The 18,844-nt window shown below is 65.5% G+C and carries 16 protein-coding genes; 8 read left to right on the top strand and 8 right to left on the bottom strand.

Annotated features, from left to right (window positions below):
- Nucleotides 1-8 precede the first annotated feature (8 nt).
- The gene (locus ACIA48_RS25540) at nucleotides 9-2,171 is read left to right on the top strand and encodes a molybdopterin-dependent oxidoreductase (RefSeq protein WP_396738233.1); all 2,163 of its coding nucleotides are present in this window, start codon (nucleotides 9-11) and stop codon (nucleotides 2,169-2,171) included.
- On the opposite strand, the gene ACIA48_RS25535 is transcribed toward ACIA48_RS25540, so the two are convergent.
- Both ACIA48_RS25535 and ACIA48_RS25530 read right to left on the bottom strand, forming a co-directional pair.
- Complete coding sequence (locus ACIA48_RS25535; protein WP_396738230.1) at nucleotides 2,168-2,734, bottom strand: hypothetical protein; 567 nt, start codon at nucleotides 2,732-2,734, stop codon at nucleotides 2,168-2,170. The two genes, ACIA48_RS25540 and ACIA48_RS25535, sit on opposite strands and share 4 nt — an antisense overlap.
- Before the next feature lie 75 nt (nucleotides 2,735-2,809).
- Nucleotides 2,810-3,013 (bottom strand): hypothetical protein, encoded by a 204-nt coding sequence (locus ACIA48_RS25530; protein WP_396738227.1) that lies wholly within the window; start codon nucleotides 3,011-3,013, stop codon nucleotides 2,810-2,812.
- Nucleotides 3,014-3,051: 38 nt separating this feature from the next.
- On the opposite strand from ACIA48_RS25530, the gene ACIA48_RS25525 reads away from it, so the two are divergent.
- Nucleotides 3,052-3,939: an AIM24 family protein gene (locus ACIA48_RS25525; protein WP_396738225.1), complete on the top strand. Its 888-nt coding sequence runs from the start codon at nucleotides 3,052-3,054 to the stop codon at nucleotides 3,937-3,939.
- An 87-nt stretch (nucleotides 3,940-4,026) separates the two neighbouring features.
- On the opposite strand, the gene dtd is transcribed toward ACIA48_RS25525, so the two are convergent.
- The gene (gene dtd / locus ACIA48_RS25520; RefSeq protein ID WP_396738223.1) at nucleotides 4,027-4,458 is read right to left on the bottom strand and encodes a D-aminoacyl-tRNA deacylase; all 432 of its coding nucleotides are present in this window, start codon (nucleotides 4,456-4,458) and stop codon (nucleotides 4,027-4,029) included.
- 67 nt (nucleotides 4,459-4,525) lie between these two features.
- Here dtd and ACIA48_RS25515 point away from each other — a divergent pair, with 67 nt between their 5' ends.
- The 3 genes from ACIA48_RS25515 to ACIA48_RS25505 are packed head-to-tail and all read left to right on the top strand — an operon-like array spanning nucleotide 4,526 to nucleotide 7,816.
- A complete protein-coding gene (locus ACIA48_RS25515) occupies nucleotides 4,526-4,732 on the top strand; it encodes a heavy-metal-associated domain-containing protein (RefSeq protein WP_396738220.1) in 207 nt (68 codons plus the stop codon).
- Nucleotides 4,732-5,619 carry a hypothetical protein gene (locus ACIA48_RS25510; protein ID WP_396738217.1) on the top strand — a complete coding sequence of 296 codons (888 nt, stop codon included), beginning with the start codon at nucleotides 4,732-4,734 and terminating at the stop codon, nucleotides 5,617-5,619. The genes ACIA48_RS25515 and ACIA48_RS25510 overlap by 1 nt, the downstream gene beginning before the upstream one ends.
- Before the next feature lies 1 nt (nucleotide 5,620).
- Complete coding sequence (locus tag ACIA48_RS25505) at nucleotides 5,621-7,816, top strand: heavy metal translocating P-type ATPase (protein WP_396738214.1); 2,196 nt, start codon at nucleotides 5,621-5,623, stop codon at nucleotides 7,814-7,816.
- Here ACIA48_RS25505 and ACIA48_RS25500 read toward each other — a convergent pair whose 3' ends face one another.
- From ACIA48_RS25500 to ACIA48_RS25485, 4 genes are all read right to left on the bottom strand, one after another.
- Nucleotides 7,817-8,716: an NAD-dependent epimerase/dehydratase family protein gene (locus ACIA48_RS25500; protein ID WP_396738211.1), complete on the bottom strand. Its 900-nt coding sequence runs from the start codon at nucleotides 8,714-8,716 to the stop codon at nucleotides 7,817-7,819. It lies immediately after the preceding gene.
- An 89-nt stretch (nucleotides 8,717-8,805) separates the two neighbouring features.
- Nucleotides 8,806-10,182 (bottom strand): DUF222 domain-containing protein, encoded by a 1,377-nt coding sequence (locus tag ACIA48_RS25495; RefSeq protein WP_396738209.1) that lies wholly within the window; start codon nucleotides 10,180-10,182, stop codon nucleotides 8,806-8,808.
- A gap of 150 nt (nucleotides 10,183-10,332) precedes the next feature.
- Nucleotides 10,333-10,740 (bottom strand): hypothetical protein, encoded by a 408-nt coding sequence (locus ACIA48_RS25490; protein ID WP_396738206.1) that lies wholly within the window; start codon nucleotides 10,738-10,740, stop codon nucleotides 10,333-10,335.
- 28 nt (nucleotides 10,741-10,768) lie between these two features.
- Nucleotides 10,769-11,887: an adenylate/guanylate cyclase domain-containing protein gene (locus ACIA48_RS25485; protein ID WP_396738203.1), complete on the bottom strand. Its 1,119-nt coding sequence runs from the start codon at nucleotides 11,885-11,887 to the stop codon at nucleotides 10,769-10,771.
- 41 nt (nucleotides 11,888-11,928) lie between these two features.
- Between ACIA48_RS25485 and ACIA48_RS25480 the strand changes: the two genes are divergently transcribed.
- From ACIA48_RS25480 to ACIA48_RS25470, 3 genes are all read left to right on the top strand, one after another.
- Nucleotides 11,929-12,429, top strand: a complete 501-nt coding sequence (locus ACIA48_RS25480) for a DNA-deoxyinosine glycosylase (RefSeq protein WP_396738200.1) — start codon at nucleotides 11,929-11,931, stop codon at nucleotides 12,427-12,429.
- 63 nt (nucleotides 12,430-12,492) lie between these two features.
- Complete coding sequence (locus ACIA48_RS25475) at nucleotides 12,493-15,606, top strand: ATP-binding protein (RefSeq protein WP_396738197.1); 3,114 nt, start codon at nucleotides 12,493-12,495, stop codon at nucleotides 15,604-15,606.
- The gene (locus ACIA48_RS25470; RefSeq protein ID WP_396738194.1) at nucleotides 15,603-17,408 is read left to right on the top strand and encodes a serine/threonine-protein kinase; all 1,806 of its coding nucleotides are present in this window, start codon (nucleotides 15,603-15,605) and stop codon (nucleotides 17,406-17,408) included. The genes ACIA48_RS25475 and ACIA48_RS25470 overlap by 4 nt, the downstream gene beginning before the upstream one ends.
- Here ACIA48_RS25470 and ACIA48_RS25465 read toward each other — a convergent pair.
- Nucleotides 17,405-18,781: an amidase gene (locus tag ACIA48_RS25465; RefSeq protein WP_396738192.1), complete on the bottom strand. Its 1,377-nt coding sequence runs from the start codon at nucleotides 18,779-18,781 to the stop codon at nucleotides 17,405-17,407. The two genes, ACIA48_RS25470 and ACIA48_RS25465, sit on opposite strands and share 4 nt — an antisense overlap.
- Nucleotides 18,782-18,844: the final 63 nt, after the last annotated feature.

Genomic DNA, 18,844 nt, shown 5'->3' with positions numbered 1-18,844 from the left:
ACAAATCGATGAGCAAGACGGCGTACACCTTCTGCAGATACTGCTCGGCAGCCTGCGGTCTCGAGGTCACGGTCGAGGACAACCGGGTGACCAGGATCTCGCCGGACAAGAAGAACCCGCACAGCTGGCATGACTTCTGCGCCAAGGGCAGAACCGCTAATCAGCTTGTCGAACACCCGCGCAGGATCGTGACTCCGATGCGCCGGGTCGGCGACTCCTACGTCGAAGCCAGCTGGGACGAGGCGATCACCGATATCGCCGCGCGGATGACGGCGCTGATCGACGCCGACGGTCCCGACGCGGTCGGGCTGTACTACGGAAACCCGACCGGCTACTCGTCGTCCAACGTGCTGTTCATGATCGCGTGGCTGGATGCCGTCGGGACCCAGAACCGCTACGCCGTCGGGTCGGTGGACCAGAACGCGATGCACGTCGTCGCCGACGCGATGTACGGCTCGATCCTGATGGCGCCGGTATCCGACGTCGACAACTGCGACTACTTCTTACTGGTCGGCGCCAATCCCGCGGTCAGCGCATGGAACTGGCTGGAAACCGTGCCGGGCGGCTGGCAGCGCGCACTGGAGCGGCAGCGCCGCGGCGCGCAGATCGTCGTCGTCGACCCGCTGCGGACCGAGACCGCGGACAAGGCGAACCTGCATCTGGCGGTGCGACCTGGACAGGACTGGGCACTGTTACTCGCCATGGTCAAGGTGATCCTGGACGAACAGCGCGAACACGCCGTCGACTGCCGAGATCTCGCCACCGGCGTGGACGATCTGCGTGCGCTGGTCGCCGACGCGGACCTCGACGACCTGGCCGCGCGATGCGACGTTCCGCGCGCGGTGATCGAACAAGTGGCAAGGGATTTCGCGACCGCCAAGCGCGCGATGGTCGTCACCCGCACCGGCGTCTCGCTACATGTGACAGGCACGATTGGTGAATGGCTGGGCCACGTGCTCAACGTCATCACGGGCCGGATGGACCGGCCGGGCGGACGGCGGTTCGAGCCCGGCTATGTCGATGCGCTGCGGCTGTCGGGCATGGCTAAACCGCCGACACACAAGAGCCGGCTGCGCGGCAGCGACCTGGTCGCCGGTGCCCACGCCCTGGCGGAACTGCCCGATGAGATCACCACACCCGGTCCCGGGCAGATACGCGCGATGGTGATCAACTGCGGCAATCCCGTGGTGTCCGGGCCGCACGGCGCCAAGCTGGACGCCGCACTCGCACAACTGGATCTGTTGGTCGCGATCGACTTGGTACAGCGCGAAAGTCACCGTCATGCGCACTGGCTACTACCCGCCGTGCACTGGCTGGAACGAGACGACCTGATGGCCCTGACGAGCAACCTGCACGACGAGCCGTATGTGCAGTACGGGCGGGCGGTGGTCGATCCGCCGCCTGGAGCACGCGAGGAGTGGCGCATCTTCGTCGATCTCGCGATCGCGATGCGCAAGCCACTCTTCGGAGCCAAAGGGATGAACGGCTTCGTGCGGGCCACCCGCGCACTCGCCAGGCTGACCCGGAGACCGGGCCTGGAGTTCACTCCGAGCTGGTTGAACCGGCTGCTCGTCGCGACCAGTCGAAAGGTCAACGGCCACAAGCTCAGTTGGCGCGATCTGATGTCCAACCCGCACGGGATGGTGCTGGGGCCACGGGAGTTCGGCCATTTTCGCGGCGCGCTGCGCACCGAGGACAAGAAGGTGCACGCCGCGCCGCCGGAATTCGTCTCTCGCACAAGGGAACTGCTCGCCGAACCGGCGCCGCACGTGCCGGTCGGGTACCCGTTCCAGCTGGCGAATCGTCGCAACCGGCACTCGATGAACTCCTGGCTCAACGAGCTGCCGGGGCTGCACCCCTCGGGTAAGCGCAATGACGTGGTGATCAACCCTGAGGACGCGGCGGCGCTGGGAATCGCGGATGGCGACGCCGTGCGGGTCTTCTCCCCCATCGGACAGATCGAGTTGACCGCCTCAGTCAGCGACCGACCTCGCCGCCGGGTGGTGATCGTCGATCACGGTTGGGGCTCAAGGATCTTCGATCCGCGCAGCGGCAACGACCCAGTGTCCTACGGCGCCAACCGCAATCTGCTGATCGATGACGTCGCCGTCGATCCGCTCTCGGGGACCTCGGCACTGAGCTCGGGGTACGTGGGCGTCGAGCCTGTTTAGAGCTGTGGGCCCTCGGCGCGCAGATCGTCGACGTTGCGCATGGCGTCACGCAGCTTGCCCAACCATTCATCGGCGTGTTCGCCGACCAGCTTGACCGACCACGCGAGCGCATCGGAGCGGGAGCGGGCCACACCCGCATCCACCAGTGTGTCGAGCACCTGGCGTTCCGGCTGACGCAACCGCGTCATCACCGGTACGGCGATGTGGGTGAACAGAATTCGTTGCGTGGCTCCGTCGGCTCCGACCTCTACACCCCACGCGACCTTACGTCCGTAGCGGTGCTCGGCCTCGTCTGCGATGCGCATGCGCTCCGAACGCGTCTCCTCGCGGAAGCGCGCGACCCTACCGGATGCGTGAGCTTCGCATTCCTCAACGTCGGTTTCGGGGAGGCGGCCGATAACGGTGATCTCTTCGCGGTCGACGACGACTGTCGGGTCGCCGCTGAACCAGCCTTCGGGCAGACGACCGGAAAACCAGTCGCCCGCACTGCTCGCGTCGGGTTGTTCGGCCTGCTGCCAGCCGCCGGAGCGACTGGACCTTCTGCCGGAATGGTGGTGTCTCATGATTACATGATTACATCGTTACAACCCAGTTGGGACGGCTTTCTCCGCAAGCGAACAGCGGTTGCTTACTTGGCGCTACCGGCGATTCATGAGCAGCACCGCGCCGCCGCCGACGACCGCGCCGATGAACAACAGGATGGCCAAGGTAGGGCTGACCAGCCACCACACCAGACCCAGCCCGATGATCACCGGGGAGGCCACGAACAGCACCATGCCCGGGTGCTGCTTGATGACCGCGAGGGCGCTCTGCGCGCGCACCCGGTCAATTTCTTTTGCCATCTGCCCAGGATGCCAGTCGTCGGATTAGTTTTGTCCCCATGACAGGACCTAATAACGGAAGTTGGCGGCCGGACCCCGAAGGTCGCTACGAGCACCGCTGGTGGGACGGCCAGCAGTGGACGGATCAGGTATCTCATCAAGGGCAGGTCGTCCGGGCACCCCTGGGTGCTCCACCCCAAGGACCTGCGCCGCAGCACCAGGCCGGGCCACCCCAGGCAGCCGCCGTCCCCGGGCAACCCGCCGGCGACGGATTCTCAGGTATCAGTGGCGATCTGGTCGACGGACGGTTCAGCGAGAAGGAGGCCAAACCAATCGCGAACCAGAACTCGAAGCTGCTGCGAGTGCGCCTCGGTGAACCGTTCATGGCACGCCAGGGCGCGATGGTCGCCTATCAGGGCAATGTCGACTTCGCGTTCGAGGGCGGCGGCGCATCGAAATTCATCAAGAAGGCGCTGACGGGCGAGGGGCTGCCGCTGATGAGGTGCCAGGGACAGGGCGACGTGTTCCTGGCCGAGCGTGCGTACGACGTCCATCTGTTGAACCTGACGAACTCGGGTTTGTCGATCAGCGGCAAGAACGTGCTGGCCTTCTCGGCGAGCCTCGACTGGAATATCGAGCGCGTCAAGGGCGGCAGCATGGTGGCCGGCGGGCTGTTCAATACGACGTTGCGCGGTACGGGTTGGGTGGCGCTCACCACCGACGGCCCGCCCGTCGTCCTGAATGCCGCGGAAGCACCCACCTTCGCCGACACCAACGCGGTGGTCGCGTGGTCGGCGAATCTACAGACACAACTGAAGACGAGCTTCAAGGCAGGCGCGCTGATCGGCCGCGGCTCCGGCGAGGCGGTTCAGGTGTCGTTCTACGGTCCGGGCTTCGTCATCGTGCAGCCCTCGGAGGGCATCCCTCCGGTCGCGACCGCGCACTAAGGGGCACTCGAGTGTTGGGTTATGTCACGCGAAACTCACATGACCGTGACACAACCCAACACTCGCCGCGCAGGCCGGAGCGGCCGGTCACAACTCGAGCAGCACCGTCACGGGGCCGTCGTTGATCAGCTCGACCTGCATGTGTGCCCCGAACACCCCGGTCTCGACCTGGGCACCGAGTTGACGCAGGGCCTCGGCGAACGCTGTCACCAGCGGCTCGGCTACCGAGCGCGGTGCGGCGGCATTCCAGGCGGGGCGGCGGCCCTTGGCGGTGTTGGCATAGAGCGTGAACTGGCTGACGACGAGCACCGGTGCGTTCACATCGCCCGCCGACTTTTCGTCGTCGAGAATGCGTAATTGCCAGAGCTTTTCGGCCATGCGCTGCGCCTTTGACGCGTCGTCGTCATGCGTGACGCCGACCAGCGCGACCAATCCCTGGGTGGCGGGACGCACCGCTCCGACGGTCTTGCCGTCGACTCGGACCGCTGCTGATGTCACTCGTTGCACCAGTACGCGCATGGTCGCCGATGTTGCCAGGTGACAGGGCGGTTTGCATACCCTATGGGGGTATGGTACCCATGTAGTCATGAGCACGACAACGGTCACCGTAACCGGAATGAGCTGCGGACATTGCGCCACGTCGGTGCGTGAAGAAATCACCGAGATCCCAGGCGTGCGTACCGTCGAGGTCGACGTGGCCAGCGGCAAGGTCACCATCAACAGCGACAGCGCGGTCGAGGCGGACGCGATCAGGACCGCGGTCGAGGACGCCGGCTACCGGCTGGCCAGCTGATGAAGACCGGACAGAAGGTCATTGCATTCGTCGTCGGCCTTGCGGTGGTGTTCGCCGTCTCCGTCTGGATCGGCAACGCCGTCACCCCGCAGGAATCGACGGCGACGGCCGCACCAGAGCTGCCCGGCGGACTGCAGACCACGCAGGACGGCTACACGCTGGCCCTGGACAACTCGATCGCTTTGGCCAATCCCGATGTGCCGCTGAAGTTCCAGATTCTGAGCCCAACGGGAGCGCCGGTGAAGCGCTACGTCGAGACACACGAAAAGCTGCTGCACCTGATCGTCGTGCGCAACGACCTTGCGGTGTTCCAGCACGTTCACCCGACCCTCGACGATCAGGGCACGTGGAGCGTGCCGCTCAACCTCTCCCGCGCCGGCGACTACCGCGTCTTCGCCGACTTCATGCCGACTGGCGGCCCAGCGCTGACGCTGGGCGCCAACCTGCACGTCGCGGGCAAGTACGATCCGCAACCGCTGCCTCCGGCAGCACAGACCGCGCAGGTCGACGACTACACGGTGACGCTGCGCGGGACACCGAGAGTCAACGAAGCATCGATGCTGACACTGTCGGTCAGCCGGAACGGCAAGCCCGTCGACGATCTGCAGCCCTACCTCGGCGCCTACGGACATCTCGTCGCCGTCCGCGCGCCTGACCTCGCCTACCTGCATGTGCATCCGATGAGCGAGCCCGACGGCGGCGCCGCGGACGCGGGTCCGGAGATCGGCTTCCACACGACGTTCCCCAGCACGGGGTCCTACCGGTTGTTCCTCGATTTCCAGCACGGCGATGTCGTGCGCACGGCCGCGTTCACCGTGAACGTCACCGAAGCCGCCTCGGCGACGGAACCCGCCCCCGCCGGTGATGGCGGCGGGCACCAGCACTGACATGTCCGTCGTCGAACTCTCAGTCGACGGCATGACGTGCGCGTCGTGTGCCAATCGAATCGAGAAGAAGCTCAACAAGATCGACGGTGTCACCGCCACAGTCAACTTCGCGACCGAGAAGGCCCGCGTCGAGTTCGGTGACGACGTCACCACCGAACAACTCGTGGCGACGGTGGCGGGCGCCGGGTACCAGGCACATCTACCCACGCCGGATTCGGTTGTGGCGGAAGATGATCCGACGGCCGCGCTTCGGGCCCGGCTGCTGATCTGTCTGGCACTGACGGTGCCGGTCGTCGCGCTGGCGATGGTGCCCGCGTGGCAATTCACCTACTGGCAGTGGCTGTCGCTGGCATTGGCTGCACCGGTGGTGATCTGGGGCGCATGGCCGTTCCACCGGGCGGCGTGGGCGAACCTGCGGCACGGCACCGTCACCATGGACACGCTGATCTCGATGGGAACCCTGGCCGCGCTGGGGTGGTCCGTCTACGCGCTGTTCTGGGGCACCGCGGGCACACCGGGGATGACCCACGCGTTCGAGCTGACCATCGGCCGCACCGACGGCAGTGGCAACATCTATCTCGAGGCGGCCGCGGGTGTCACCACCTTCATCCTCGCGGGGCGCTATTTCGAAGCGCGGTCCAAGCGACGCGCGGGTGCGGCGCTGCGGGCGATGCTCGAACTCGGCGCCAAAGATGTGACCGTTCGCAGAGACGGTGCCGAGCGGCGCATCCCGATCGATCAGCTGAACGTCGGCGACGAGTTCGTGGTGCGCCCCGGCGAAAAGATTGCCACCGACGGTGTTGTGGTCGAAGGACATTCGGCCGTCGACGCGTCGCTGCTGACCGGCGAATCGGTTCCCGTCGAGGTCGCGCCGGGTTCCGAGGTGGTCGGCGCCACCGTGAATGCCGACGGCAGGCTCGTGGTGCGCGCCAGCCGGGTGGGCTCCGAGACCGCGCTCGCGCAGATCAGCCGACTCGTGGAGGACGCCCAGAACGGGAAGGCTCAGGCCCAGCGGCTGGCGGACCGGATCTCTGGTGTGTTCGTGCCGATCGTCATTGCGTTGTCCGTCGCGACGCTGGGCTTCTGGATCGGCACGGGTGGACCGGTCGCAGCGGCGTTCACCGCCGCGGTCGCGGTGCTGATCATCGCGTGCCCCTGCGCGCTGGGCCTCGCGACGCCGACGGCATTGATGGTCGGCACAGGTCGTGGTGCGCAGCTGGGCATACTGATCAAGGGCCCGGAGGTGCTGGAGTCGACAGACGAGGTCGACACCATCTTGTTGGACAAGACGGGCACGGTGACCACCGGGATGATGACGTTGGTCGACGTGATCGCCGCCGAGGGTGAGCGCACGGCGGAGATCCTGCGGCTCGCGGGCGCGCTCGAGGAGTCATCCGAACATCCGATCGCGAAGGCCATCGCGACCGGTGCGCGCGAGAAGGTCGGCGAATTGCCTGCGGCAGTGGACTTCACGAATCTACGTGGGCTCGGTGTTCGAGGGATCGTCGACCGCGACGACGTGACAGTAGGACGAGCGCGGCTGTTCACGCAGGTGCCATCCAAGCTTGCCGAGTCCATCCGCCTGGCGGAATCCAAGGGTCAGACGGCGGTTGCCGTCGGCCGGGACGGGACCGCCTTGGGTGTGCTGGTGGTCGCCGATGCGATGAAACCGACGTCAACAGAGGCCGTCGAAGAGCTTCGCGCTCTGGGACTTACGCCGATCCTGCTCACGGGCGACAACGAAGCGACTGCCCGCACGGTGGCGGCACAGGTGGGAATCGACGAGGTGATCGCCGGGGTACTGCCCACCGAGAAGGTCGACGTCGTCAAGCGCCTGCAGGCCGACGGAAAAATCGTGGCGATGGTGGGTGACGGGGTCAACGATGCGGCCGCGCTTGCCCAGGCCGACCTGGGCCTGGCGATGGGCAGCGGCGCGGACGTGGCGATCGAAGCGAGCGATCTGACGCTCGTCCGCAATGATCTTCGCACTGTTCCGGACGCGATCCGGTTGTCGCGCCGGACGCTCGCAACGATCAAGGGCAACCTTTTCTGGGCGTTCGCCTACAACGTCGCCGCGCTGCCATTGGCCGCGGCCGGCTTGCTCAACCCGATGATCGCCGGTGCCGCAATGGCTTTCAGCTCGGTCTTCGTCGTCAGCAATAGCCTGCGACTGCGCCGGTTCAGGCCATCGCGCTAGTCAGCCGACCAACTCGGGGTGGAATTTGGCCGCCATGCGGCGCAGGCCGTCTTTCCAGTCGACGGTCGCGGGACCGATGAGCTCGCGCATGTAGGACACGTCCAGCGGGTTGCCGCGCAACGCCTGATCGCTTTCTTCGAATGTCGGCTCCGCGCCAACGAGTGAGCCCAAGAAGGTGCACCATTCCTGGATGCTGACGTACTGCTCACTGGCCCAGTTGACGGTTGTCGCCGGAACCGACGCCACCTCAAAGAGTTTCGGGATGGTGGCGATGATGTCGTCCTCGTGCATCAGGTTGTAGCGGGCCGGGCCCCCGGGCGGAACGGGGATCGGAGAGCCACCGAGCATCATCTCCATGTGGAAGAACGGCCACCCTCCGTTGTCGCCGTAAGGCACGTTGAGGCGGGCTATGACACTGGGCATGTCAAGCGCGCGCGCCATCGTGCGCACGACGACTTCGCCCGCGATCTTCGAGATGGAATACGTTGGGAACATTGGCTTGTGGTTGTCCCCCAGCGCCGTGCGTTCAGAGCGGGGGTCATCGTCGGGCGGATCGTAGACGGCTCCCGATGAGCAGTGCAGGAAACCCTTCGCCTCGCGGCAGTGCGCCATCAGGAGTCCGACCGATTCCGCGTTGGCAGCGAGATCCTTGTCCCACCTGCCGCTTTTGGCCACCGCCAGATTGATGACGTAGTCGAAATCGCTCGGAAGCCCGGTGAAGTCGCCGCTGGCGAGGTTCACCGTCTCGCAGCGAACGCCCGACTTCTCGAGGTCGGCTCGCCCCTCGGCGTCGGTGAAACGGGCAATCCCCCACACCTCGTTGTCGGCCGCAAGGGCCTTGGCGACCGGAACGGCGACCTGCCCGGTAGGGCCGGTGATGAGGATCTTCGAACCGCGCATCGGCTGATCGTAAGCGACCGCCGACGAACGACCGCCGTCGCATGTCTGCGGCATTCCACTGTGTAGTTGTCAAAGAGCGTCTCGGTGGCTTATGCCGCAGTCGGCATGGCGGTCAATGTGCGTCGTGCATGCGAACGCAGGTGCTGCGGCTCAGTGCCGGTGTCGTTGTGCGGGGGGATGAACCAGGGGTGACGATCGGCTCCGAGGTAGACCTGCCAGTCGCTGTGGTGGATCACTGTGTGGTGGCATCGACACAACATCACACCGTTGTCGACACTGGTGATTCCTCCTGTGCCCCAGGGCGTTATGTGGTGGGCGTCGCACCACGACACCGGTCTGCCGCAACCGGGGAAGGCGCATCCGAGGTCCCGCGTTGCCAGCGCCTTGCGGATTGTGGGTGGGAACAACCGTTGACCGCGCCCCACATCCAACGGCGCACAGTTCTGGTCGACCAGCACAGTCTCGACGGTGCTGTCACAGCAGATGAGTTCCGCGGTGGTGGCGGTGATCGGCCCGGCGAAACCGAGCGTGTCCACGGCCTGCTCGCCGAGCACCCCCACCGACACTCCTGCTGGCGTGATGGCGACGGCAGGCCGGATCAAGGTGACGTGCGGGAGCACCCCACCAGAAGTCGGGCGCCGCGAGTTGGACAGATATGTGCGTACCAGCTGACCGAACGCATCAGCGCGCCGCCGCCCGGTTGACCTCGGGTCCGGCGATCCGTCCGGCAAGGGTACGGGCCGACACAGTGGGTTCAACGCCGCAAACAGTTCTTCGCCGGTGAGCACATCGAGGTCGAGAGTGGCCCCGATCCGACCCTCGTCGTTCTGAATCAGGGTCATCTCGTTGAGGTCGGTGTTCTCAGCGACCGGCACCGCCCCCTCCCGCTGCGAGTGCGGTTGTGCCGAGGTCTTTGCGATGGCAATTTGCCGGGCCTTCGCGTTCACTCTCGCCGGCGTGGTCTGAATCATCAACGTGGTCACGATCTTCGACCGGTCCTGCTCCGACAGCTCCACCCGGGCACCCACACGTGCGACGCCTTGGCCGACCGCGTCTACGAACTCGATGCCGAGTCCCCCGAGACGCTGTTGCTGGGTCACTGCAGGCACCGTATGCGCGGCACGTCCGACGCGGACCGCCCGGTGGGCAGCCCCGGGGGCCACTCCCAGACTGGTCAGCAAGCCGGCTCCCGATCTCAGGTGTTGGCGGGCGGGGATGCCGAGGCGTTCGGCGGCGGCGGTCGCTTGTGCGATCACATGGTGGAGGAGATTGGTCGCGGCGACCGCGGCGACCAGGACCGCCAGCAGCGGCTGCTCATCGACCACCCGCCGCGGACAATCCAGCAGATGAAACAAGCTGCGGTCGGCGTCATCCTCAGGGACGGGCGACGGGGCGAGGTCATCGATGAGCTCATTTATGAAGGTGTCGAAATGCATAGCGTCCAAGGCGGTTACCCAAGCTTTCACGAAGAATGCGCACACGAGCAATGCGTGCGGGTGAAGCTCTCAGTTGCCCTTCCCGGGGAGAACTTCTTTTTCGAACTTGCGATCCACGCTACACCTGAATAGCCGCTTTGTCGAACATATGTTCGAATGATGCCTAGGGCAGGCCGAAAGCTAGAGAGTGGCGTTGACCGGTCCGAGCAACAAACAGTTGGGGTCTGTCGTGTAGTCGAAAATCGCGCTGCAACCCCTGCCGGACGACTCGTAGACCGTGCCTGGGGTGTAGGGCTCGAAATACACCTGCGCCGGGGCCGCATTTCTGGCGTTCGTGCAACGTTCGGACTGACCCTGGATGGACAGGCAGGCCACCCCGTACTTGGGTTTCCAGGGCGCGAGGCAACCGGCAGGAGTCAACGTGGCGGTCACCTTCGCCACGCCGTCGACCTGGACCACCTGCGGCGCCGACAATGTGAAGTTGCACGGACCCGGGTTCGGCGGCGGCTGGCCCTGCGCCACGGCCGCACCGGAAATTCCCGCGGTCAGTACGACCGTCGAGGTCAGACCCATCACCACCCGATTCATCTCTGGATCGTAAACCGGTGGCCACCGCTCAGTCGGTTGATCGGCGGACGCGGAAAAGCTTGACGTCCGACTTGATGCCCTTGAGGTGGCGCGCACCCGCGAAGGACCAGGTGAATCTTTCGTCGTCGCCGATGGCCTCGCGCGTCGACTCCGAGACGAGAACCGAACCGGGACGGGCGGCGCCGGTGACCCGGCTGGCGAGGTTCACCGGACTGCCGAACCAGTCGCCGGCCCGGCTGACGGCCATGCCCGTCGCCATGCCCGCCCGCAGTCGCGGGTAGTCGTCGTCGCCTTCCGTCGCATCCACCAACGTCATCACGGCCTCGAGCAGCGGTACCGGCTCGGGACTGACGAGCATGACTTCGTCGCCGATGGTTTTGATGAAGCGCACCGGCGGAACCGCGGCCTCGTGCGCGAGGTCGGCCAGGCGATGTGCGAGTCGTTCGAGATCCTGCGGTGGCACCACTTCGCCGAGGCGGGTGAAACCGACAAGGTCGGCGAAGGCGATGCTCACCAAGCGGGCGCCCGGTACTCGTTGTCCCTCCGCGATTTCCGATGCGCTGATGGCCTCGGTCTCCAGCAGATGTCGCAGCTGAAGGCGCAGCATCTCCTGGATCATCGGACCGAGCAACGGCTCCGCCTCGCCGACGAGCATCTTCGAGTTCTTCGCGACGCTCAACTCGGTGGCCGTCGGCTCGAGAATCTGGGCCAGACCGGCATACCGCATCACCTCCGCCGCTCGCGACAATCCGTCGGCCAGAAGGCGGGTGATCTGCACGAGCTGGTCGGGCTCGATGCCCAGTTCGATGAAGCGTTGCCCGAACGCCGCGGCTTCGGCATCTGCGCGCAACAGCGTGGCGGCGTCGGGATCGTCGACGGTCGGCAAGCCCATCGCCCGTTGCAGGCGTTGGAGCAGTTCCAGGTCGATGCCGGTCTTCTCGCACGTTTCGCGTGCCGACACGTACGTGCCGTCATCACCGAGGACCCGGCGCGCCGCGAGCAACATGGGCATGAACGACGTCCTGATCCGATCGACGGTGAAGCCTTCATCCAGCAGCCACTCGATCAGTTCGGCGCGCGCGGTACGGGCGCTGTCATCGAGACCGTCGAGCAGCCCAGATGCCTCGATGTCGAAATCCTCGGCCACCGATTCAACGTATACCGCGGCGTCGTGCGATATTCGGCTCCATGGCCGCGCCACAGCTGCATGGACTCCCGGCGATCGTCGGCGAGGGTGCGCACACGCTGATACTCGGCAACATGCTGAGCGTGATGTCGGTGGCGTCTCAGCAGTACTACGGCAATCCCCGCAACGCGTTCTGGCGGATCACCGGCGAGTTGTACGGCTTCGCTGCCGACGATCCGTACGACGATCGGACCGCCGCGCTCGTCGCCAACGGCGTCGCGGTGTGGGATGTGCTGAAGTCATGCAGGCGCGAGGGCAGCCTGGATTCGGCCGTCGAACCGGACAGCATGGTGCCCAACGATTTTGGAGATCTTTTCGCCGCGCATCCCGGAATCAGAAGAATTTTCTTCAACGGTGCCGCCGCGGAGAAGAACTTCAACCGTCTCGTCCGTCTCGCCCCAGACGTGCCTTATCTACGGCTTCCGTCGACGAGTCCGGCGCAGACCATGCGATACGAAGACAAGATGGCAGCCTGGCATCAGGCCATAACCGCACGTCAATAACGTTCCCGGCGGCGCCGACTGGCCCTATTCTCAGGTCAGCAGCAATGCAAGCAGGTGGGGTCGATGGCGGCAGCGGTGATTTGCCGGGCGTGCGGCGCACAACCGCGCGATGAAGCGCGCTTCTGTGACGCCTGCGGCGCCCGCATCGAGGCACCAGCAGCCGAGTACAAGCAAGTGACCGTGCTGTTCGCCGACGTCGTCCGCTCGATGGACCTGGCCTCGACGGTGGGCGCGGAACGCTTGCGCGAAGTCATGGCCGACCTGCTGGACCGCTCGACGGCAATTGTCACGCGCTACGGCGGAACGATTGACAAGTTCACCGGTGACGGCATCATGGCGGTATTCGGCGCACCAAACACTTTGGAGGATCATGCTTTCCGCGCTTGCCTGTCAGCCCTGGAAATCCAGAGTGACGTAGGTGCCACGCTGCCGCTGCGAATCGGCCTGAACTCGGGACAGGTGATCGCAGGCGAAATCGGCTCCACCACAGGAAATTACACGGCCATAGGCGAGGTTGTCGGCATGGCTCAACGCATGGAGTCAGTTGCGTGTCCCGGCGGAGTGATCCTGAGCGAGTCGACCGCCCGGCTGGTGGAAAACGTCGCAGTTCTCGGCGAACCGGAGCCAGTGCATATCAAGAACATCGTCGAACCAGTTGCTGCGAAGCGACTCTTAGCGATCGGCGACCACCAGCCGCCGCAACGCACAGAATCGGCCCTCGTCGGACGTAAGTGGGAACTCGCTACTGTCAACGCGATCCTCGATGAGGCGATCAGCGGTGCTGGCTGCGTCGTGGCCGTCGTCGGTCCCCCGGGTATCGGCAAGAGCCGACTGACCCGCGAAACGACGGCCGCCGCAGTCGCTCGCGGCTTGCCCGTCTACACCACTTATTGCGAGTCGCACGCCACCGATGTTCCCTTCCATGTCGCTGCCCGGCTGTTACGCGAAGCTCTGGAAGTTGCGAACCTGACCGCAGCGGCGGCACGTACGCAAGTACGCGAACGGTTTTCCGACGCCGATTCCGAAGACCTCGTGCTGCTCGATGATCTCTTGGGGATTCGCGCTTCCTCGGCGGATTTGCCAGAGGTCGCGCCGGACGCACGTCGCCGTCGACTGACCGCTCTGATCAACTCCGCAGCATTGGCGAACCCGGAGCCCGCGGTGTACGTCATCGAGGACGTACATTGGATCGACGAGGCCAGCGAGTCATTGTTATCCGACTTCCTAGCGGTCGTCCCGCAGATTCCCGCACTCACATTGCTCACCCATCGGCCGGAGTACCGGGGCCGGATGAGCCAGATCCCAGGAGCGCAAACAGTCGCGCTGCGCCCACTCACCAGCGCACAGACGGCAGAGCTCGCCGGCCAACTGGTAGGCACCGGTCCAGAGCTTGGAAACCTGGCAGTCCGGGTGGCAGAACGCGCGCGCGGCAATCCGTTCTTCGCCGAGGAGATGGTGCGAGATCTCGCTGAGCGCGGCGTCCTCAGCGGACAACCCGGCTCCTATTGTCTTTGCGGACATGTGGACGACGCCGATGTCCCGGCCACTCTTTACGCAACGATCGGTGCTCGTATCGACCGCCTCGGACACGCGGCCAAACAAACACTGAATGCCGCGGCGGTCATCGGGTCTAGGTTCGACGACGATCTGCTGGCCGCGCTCATCGAGGAGGCCGATGTCACCACGCTGATCGCTGCGGAACTCGTCGACCAGGTGGAGTTCCGGCCGCGTCCGCAGTACGCGTTTCGGCACCCACTGATCCGCGCGGTCACCTATGAATCACAGCTCAAGTCAGACCGCGCGCGATTACACCGTCGACTGGCGGGCTTGATCGAATCGCGTGGCTCTGCCGACGAGAATGCCGCATTGATTGCGGAGCATCTCGAGGCCGCTGAAGACTTGCGCGCCGCGTACGAGTGGCATATGCGCGCCGGGAACTGGTCGAACCTCCGCGACGATGCCGCCGCGGTGACCAGCTGGCGTCGCGCACAGCGCGTTGCCGACCTGCTACCTGAGTCCGACGCAGATCGTGCGGCAAAGCGCATCGCACCGCGAACCCTGTTGTGCGCAACGGCAACACGGTCCTTCGGCAGCGGCGCCGAGACCGGCTTCGATGAGTTGCGCGACCTGTGTATCGCAGCCGACGATCAGCGGTCTCTGGCGATGGCCATGGCCGGGCACCTGATGGATCAGTTCTTCAACAGTCGGATGGCCGAGGCGTCGCAAACCGGTACTCAACTTGTCCGGCTGGTCGAGGCCATCGGTGACCCGACGCTGACGCTCGCGCTGCTGCCGACCGCCATGGCCGCCAAGTCGGAACGCGGCGAAATGCCCGAGCTACTTCGGCTGGCAGAACGTGGTATCGAGCTTGCCGGAGGCGACGCCACCAAAGGGAAGATGACGACGGGTTCGCCGCTGACCCTGATCGTCGCGATGCGGGGTACGGCACGGTGCTACCTGGGAGTTGCGGGATGGAACGCTGACTTCGAGCGAGCGGTCGCCATGAGCCGGAATGCCGAACCCATAACCCGCTCTGCCGCACTCTATTACACGTATATCGCCGCCATTGTCAATGGCGTGCTCTTTCCCACGGATCCTGTGCTGCATGAAGCAGAGGAAGCGCTGACGCTCGCAGAGCAGTCGGGAGGGAACGTCGATGTCGGGCAGGGCATACAGTATCTCGGGCTCATTCTCGTGCGGTTGGGGGGAAGTTCGCGCGCGCGAGGTTTTGAGTTGTTGCATCAGGTTCGCGCCATGGCCGTCGAAAAGCGGTACACGGACAACGTCGTCCCACTCGTCGATGCACACGTCGCACAAGAGAAGACCAGGGTTGGCGATCTCGCCGATGCGATCTCACTGTCGCGCTCGGCTGTCAACGAACTCTTCGACACCGGCGACACCTTCTGGCATGGTTATGCAATTAATGTCTTGGTAGAAGCACTGCTGCATCGAGGCAACCCGAACGATATGCAGGATGCGAAGATCGCCGTCGAACGACTGGCCGAATCATCGGTCGCGGGGTTCGTTGTGCAAAGCATCTGGCTGTTGCGCGCGCGGACACTCCTGGCGCGTGCCGAGGGCGACGGTGCTTACCAAGATCTCCGGGCCCGTTACCGAAAGATGGCGAGCGATCTGGGCTTTGAGGGACACATGGCGATGGCTGAGACCATGTCATGACCAATCGTCCAACTGGTCCCCCACATGGCGGTGGGACTCCGTTCGGCCAGTACCGGCTGATCACATTGCTCGGTCGAGGCGGCATGGGCGAGGTGTGGCGGGCCCATGACACCGTCACCGATCGCATCGTCGCGCTGAAACTGCTTCCGGCTCGTTTCGCTGAGGACAGCGTGTTCAAGGAGCGGTTCCGCCGCGAGGCGCACGCCGCCGCACAATTGAACGAGCCGCACGTGGTGCCCATTCACACCTACGGCGAGATCAACGGGCACCTGTTCGTCGACATGCGGCTGATCGAAGGCCGTGATGTGGAGACCGTGCTGGCCGAGGGGCCGCTGGACCCCGCGCGGGCGGTGCTGATCATCGAGCAGGTAGCCAAGGCCGTGCATGCCGCACACAAGGTCGGGTTGGTGCACCGGGACATCAAACCCTCCAATATCTTGCTCGACGACGACGACTTTGCGTATTTGATCGATTTCGGCATAGCGCGAGCGGCCGGCGAGACCGGCCTGACCGCGACCGGCGGGGTGGTCGGCACGCTGCGCTATATGGCGCCAGAACGTTTCAGCACGGGCGATGCCGATGCCCGCTCCGACATCTACGCACTGGCCTGTGTGCTGTATGAGTGCCTGACCGGCAGCCGTCCGTTTCCCGGCGACAGCATGGAGCAGCAAGTGGCGGGGCACCTGGCGACCCCGCCACCACGGCCGTCCGTCACCGGCGCGCCGGCGAAGTTCGACGACGTGATCGCCACCGGCATGGCCAAAGACCCCAAGGCTCGCTATCCCACCACTGTTCAGTTGGCCCGCGCAGCGCGCGACGCGATCACCTCACCGATGGCCAACCCGTTGCCCACCGTTCGGACGCAGTCACCCACGCGGCCTGCACCTCAGCGGCCTCCCCCACCTTTGCGACCGCCGCCGACCCGACAACAGCCGCCGCGGAACACTGGATTCGCGAGCCCTGCACCACCACCCGGCCGACCATTCATGGCGCCGCCGCCCGTCCCTGCGGCATCGCCGTCCAGCTCCCAGCCGGCCGCGACGACCCGTCGATCGAAACGCTGGGTCGTGCCCACCGCCATCGCGGCGGTCGCGGCTGTCCTTGGCGGCCTGGGCATTTGGTACACGACCCGTTCGTCGACGGCCCCACCTGCCTCGTCGACCGCATCCAGCGCGTCGACCGCCCCGCCAGTGACGTCGACCGCCCCGCCAGTGACGTCGATCGCGTCCAGCGCGTCTACCGCCCCACCGGCGCCGGCAATGGCTGCAGTCGACTTCCGCGAATGGAGACCGTTCGGCGGCATCGACGCGAAGGTCGGCGTCGATGGCCGCTCGGTCGTCCTCGATACCCACAACACCACCGAGAACTGGACGGCGGCGTGGTCGGGGCTCATCGCACCCGGGCCGCCTCAGTGCAGCACCCACATCACAGGATCGGCCCGCGATATCTCCCACAATTCAGGTGTCGCAGGAGGATTCGGAATCGGGCTGACGACCCTGCAGAAGGACGCATCCGGCCAGGAGGCTTCTTACGGCTCCGCCGTTCAATACGACTTCGGCTTGAACGGCTATTTCGCCGTGGCTTACCCGACCGCAGAGTCATACAGCCTCGTGCCGGCGCCGCTCGACCATGAATGGCACACATTCGACATCAGCATCGATACGAACGGGTTCATCACAGCCCGGATCGACGGACAGACAGTCGTGCGCGCCAAGGGAGACGCCGTCTGCGGGACGCCTACGATCCGCGTCTGGGCGGGGTCAGCGGAGTTTCGCGAATTTTCGGTTCAGCCGACGAACTAGGACACCGCAGGGCGGCGATTCGCCCACGGCCGCACCTTCTCGATCTGGGCGCTCAGCGACAGCAGCGTCGCCTCGTCGAACGGCCGACCAATCAGCTGGATCGACGTCGGTATTCCATTGCCGTCGAAACCCCAAGGCACGACCGCGGCCGGCTGGCCCGTGGCATTGAACATCGCCTGAAACGGCACCCGGGCCGCGACCAACGCGAGCGTCGAGACCGCACCGCGGCGCTGGTAGGCGCCGATGCGCGACGGGCCCAACGCGGTGCCAGGTGTGATGACCACGTCCACGTCGTCGTAGATCGAGTTGACCCGTTGGGCGATTCCAGTCTCCGCCGCCCTGATCCGCTTCATGCGCTCGTCCGAGATCAACGAACCGATTCGCGCGAAGTTGCGGGTGCGGGGCTCCAGCCGCTGCGGCCGAGGCAGCGTCTGGACGTCGTCATGAGCGCCACGGAAATATCGCGACAACGCATGCGCGATCGCGGTCGACGGATAGTCGGGGTCCCGCATGACAACCTGATGCCCGAGCTCGCGCAGCAGTCCGGTCACTTCCTCGATCGCCAGCCGCTGCTGGGCGCCTACCCGGGTCACCACTCCGGCGGGAACTTTCATGCTCACCGCAATCCGAAGCCTGCCGGGCTCTTTCGCGGCCGCGGCGACGAAGCCGGATTCGTCACTCGTCACGTCGAGGAAAAGTGCGGCATCTTCAACGGTCCGCGCGATAGGGCCGTTGACGGTCAAACCGTTCCAGGCGCCATCGTGGGGCGTCAGCGGAACTCGGTCACGCTGCGGCTTGAGGCCGAACAGACCGCACCACGTCGACGGAATCCGGATCGATCCCATGCCGTCGGAACCCAATGCCATCGATGCCAGTCCTGCGGCCACCGCCGCGGCACTGCCTGCGCTGCTGCCACCCGGCGTGAAGTCGGTGTTCCACGGATTTCGCGTCGCACCGAACGTCGTCGTTTCGGCGAACGACCACAGGGTCATCTCCGGGACAGCGGTCTTCCCCACGAGAACGGCGCCCGCCCCGCGGAGGCGGCGGACGACTTCGGCGTCGGCGGTACGAGCCGCGCCATGGGCCGACGTCCCGTAGGTCGTGACCTCCCCCGCGATGTCGACGTCGTCCTTGATCGCGATCGGCACACCGAGCAGTGGCAGCCGTTCGCCCGCGTCCAGGCGAGTCTGGGCGGCGGCAGCGTGCTCACGGGCACTCTCGGCGAGCACCACCCGGTAGGACCTCAGCTCAGGGTCGAGTCGGGTGATGCGATCCAGGTACACATCGAGCAGCGCCGACGCGGTGACGGTGCCGTCGGCGAGCATGCGGGCCTGTTGCGCGGCACCTGCGAAGGCGAGCTCACGTGCGTCCATGCGTACCTCCATACTCGCCGCGCGCCAAGGCTCTCCGCGTCGGCGCCACAGATGTCCCGCTAA

This window comes from Mycobacterium sp. NPDC051804 (assembly GCF_044452905.1).
Taxonomy (GTDB): Bacteria; Actinomycetota; Actinomycetes; order Mycobacteriales; family Mycobacteriaceae; genus Mycobacterium.
This window is presented reverse-complemented; position numbering and strand designations above follow the sequence as displayed.

What these genes read in the sequence shown, in the direction of transcription:
- ACIA48_RS25530 (WP_396738227.1), bottom strand. Translation starts at nt 3,013, where the DNA reads ATGGCAAAAGAAATTGACCGGGTGCGCGCGCAGAGCGCCCTCGCGGTC.
- ACIA48_RS25510 (WP_396738217.1), top strand. Translation starts at nt 4,732, where the DNA reads ATGAAGACCGGACAGAAGGTCATTGCATTCGTCGTCGGCCTTGCGGTG.
- ACIA48_RS25480 (WP_396738200.1), top strand. Translation starts at nt 11,929, where the DNA reads ATGGCCGCGCCACAGCTGCATGGACTCCCGGCGATCGTCGGCGAGGGT.
- ACIA48_RS25515 (WP_396738220.1), top strand. Translation starts at nt 4,526, where the DNA reads ATGAGCACGACAACGGTCACCGTAACCGGAATGAGCTGCGGACATTGC.
- ACIA48_RS25490 (WP_396738206.1), bottom strand. Translation starts at nt 10,740, where the DNA reads ATGAATCGGGTGGTGATGGGTCTGACCTCGACGGTCGTACTGACCGCG.
- ACIA48_RS25540 (WP_396738233.1), top strand. Translation starts at nt 9, where the DNA reads ATGAGCAAGACGGCGTACACCTTCTGCAGATACTGCTCGGCAGCCTGC.
- ACIA48_RS25525 (WP_396738225.1), top strand. Translation starts at nt 3,052, where the DNA reads ATGACAGGACCTAATAACGGAAGTTGGCGGCCGGACCCCGAAGGTCGC.
- dtd (WP_396738223.1), bottom strand. Translation starts at nt 4,458, where the DNA reads ATGCGCGTACTGGTGCAACGAGTGACATCAGCAGCGGTCCGAGTCGAC.
- ACIA48_RS25465 (WP_396738192.1), bottom strand. Translation starts at nt 18,781, where the DNA reads ATGGACGCACGTGAGCTCGCCTTCGCAGGTGCCGCGCAACAGGCCCGC.
- ACIA48_RS25500 (WP_396738211.1), bottom strand. Translation starts at nt 8,716, where the DNA reads ATGCGCGGTTCGAAGATCCTCATCACCGGCCCTACCGGGCAGGTCGCC.
- ACIA48_RS25470 (WP_396738194.1), top strand. Translation starts at nt 15,603, where the DNA reads ATGACCAATCGTCCAACTGGTCCCCCACATGGCGGTGGGACTCCGTTC.
- ACIA48_RS25505 (WP_396738214.1), top strand. Translation starts at nt 5,621, where the DNA reads ATGTCCGTCGTCGAACTCTCAGTCGACGGCATGACGTGCGCGTCGTGT.
- ACIA48_RS25535 (WP_396738230.1), bottom strand. Translation starts at nt 2,734, where the DNA reads ATGAGACACCACCATTCCGGCAGAAGGTCCAGTCGCTCCGGCGGCTGG.
- ACIA48_RS25475 (WP_396738197.1), top strand. Translation starts at nt 12,493, where the DNA reads ATGGCGGCAGCGGTGATTTGCCGGGCGTGCGGCGCACAACCGCGCGAT.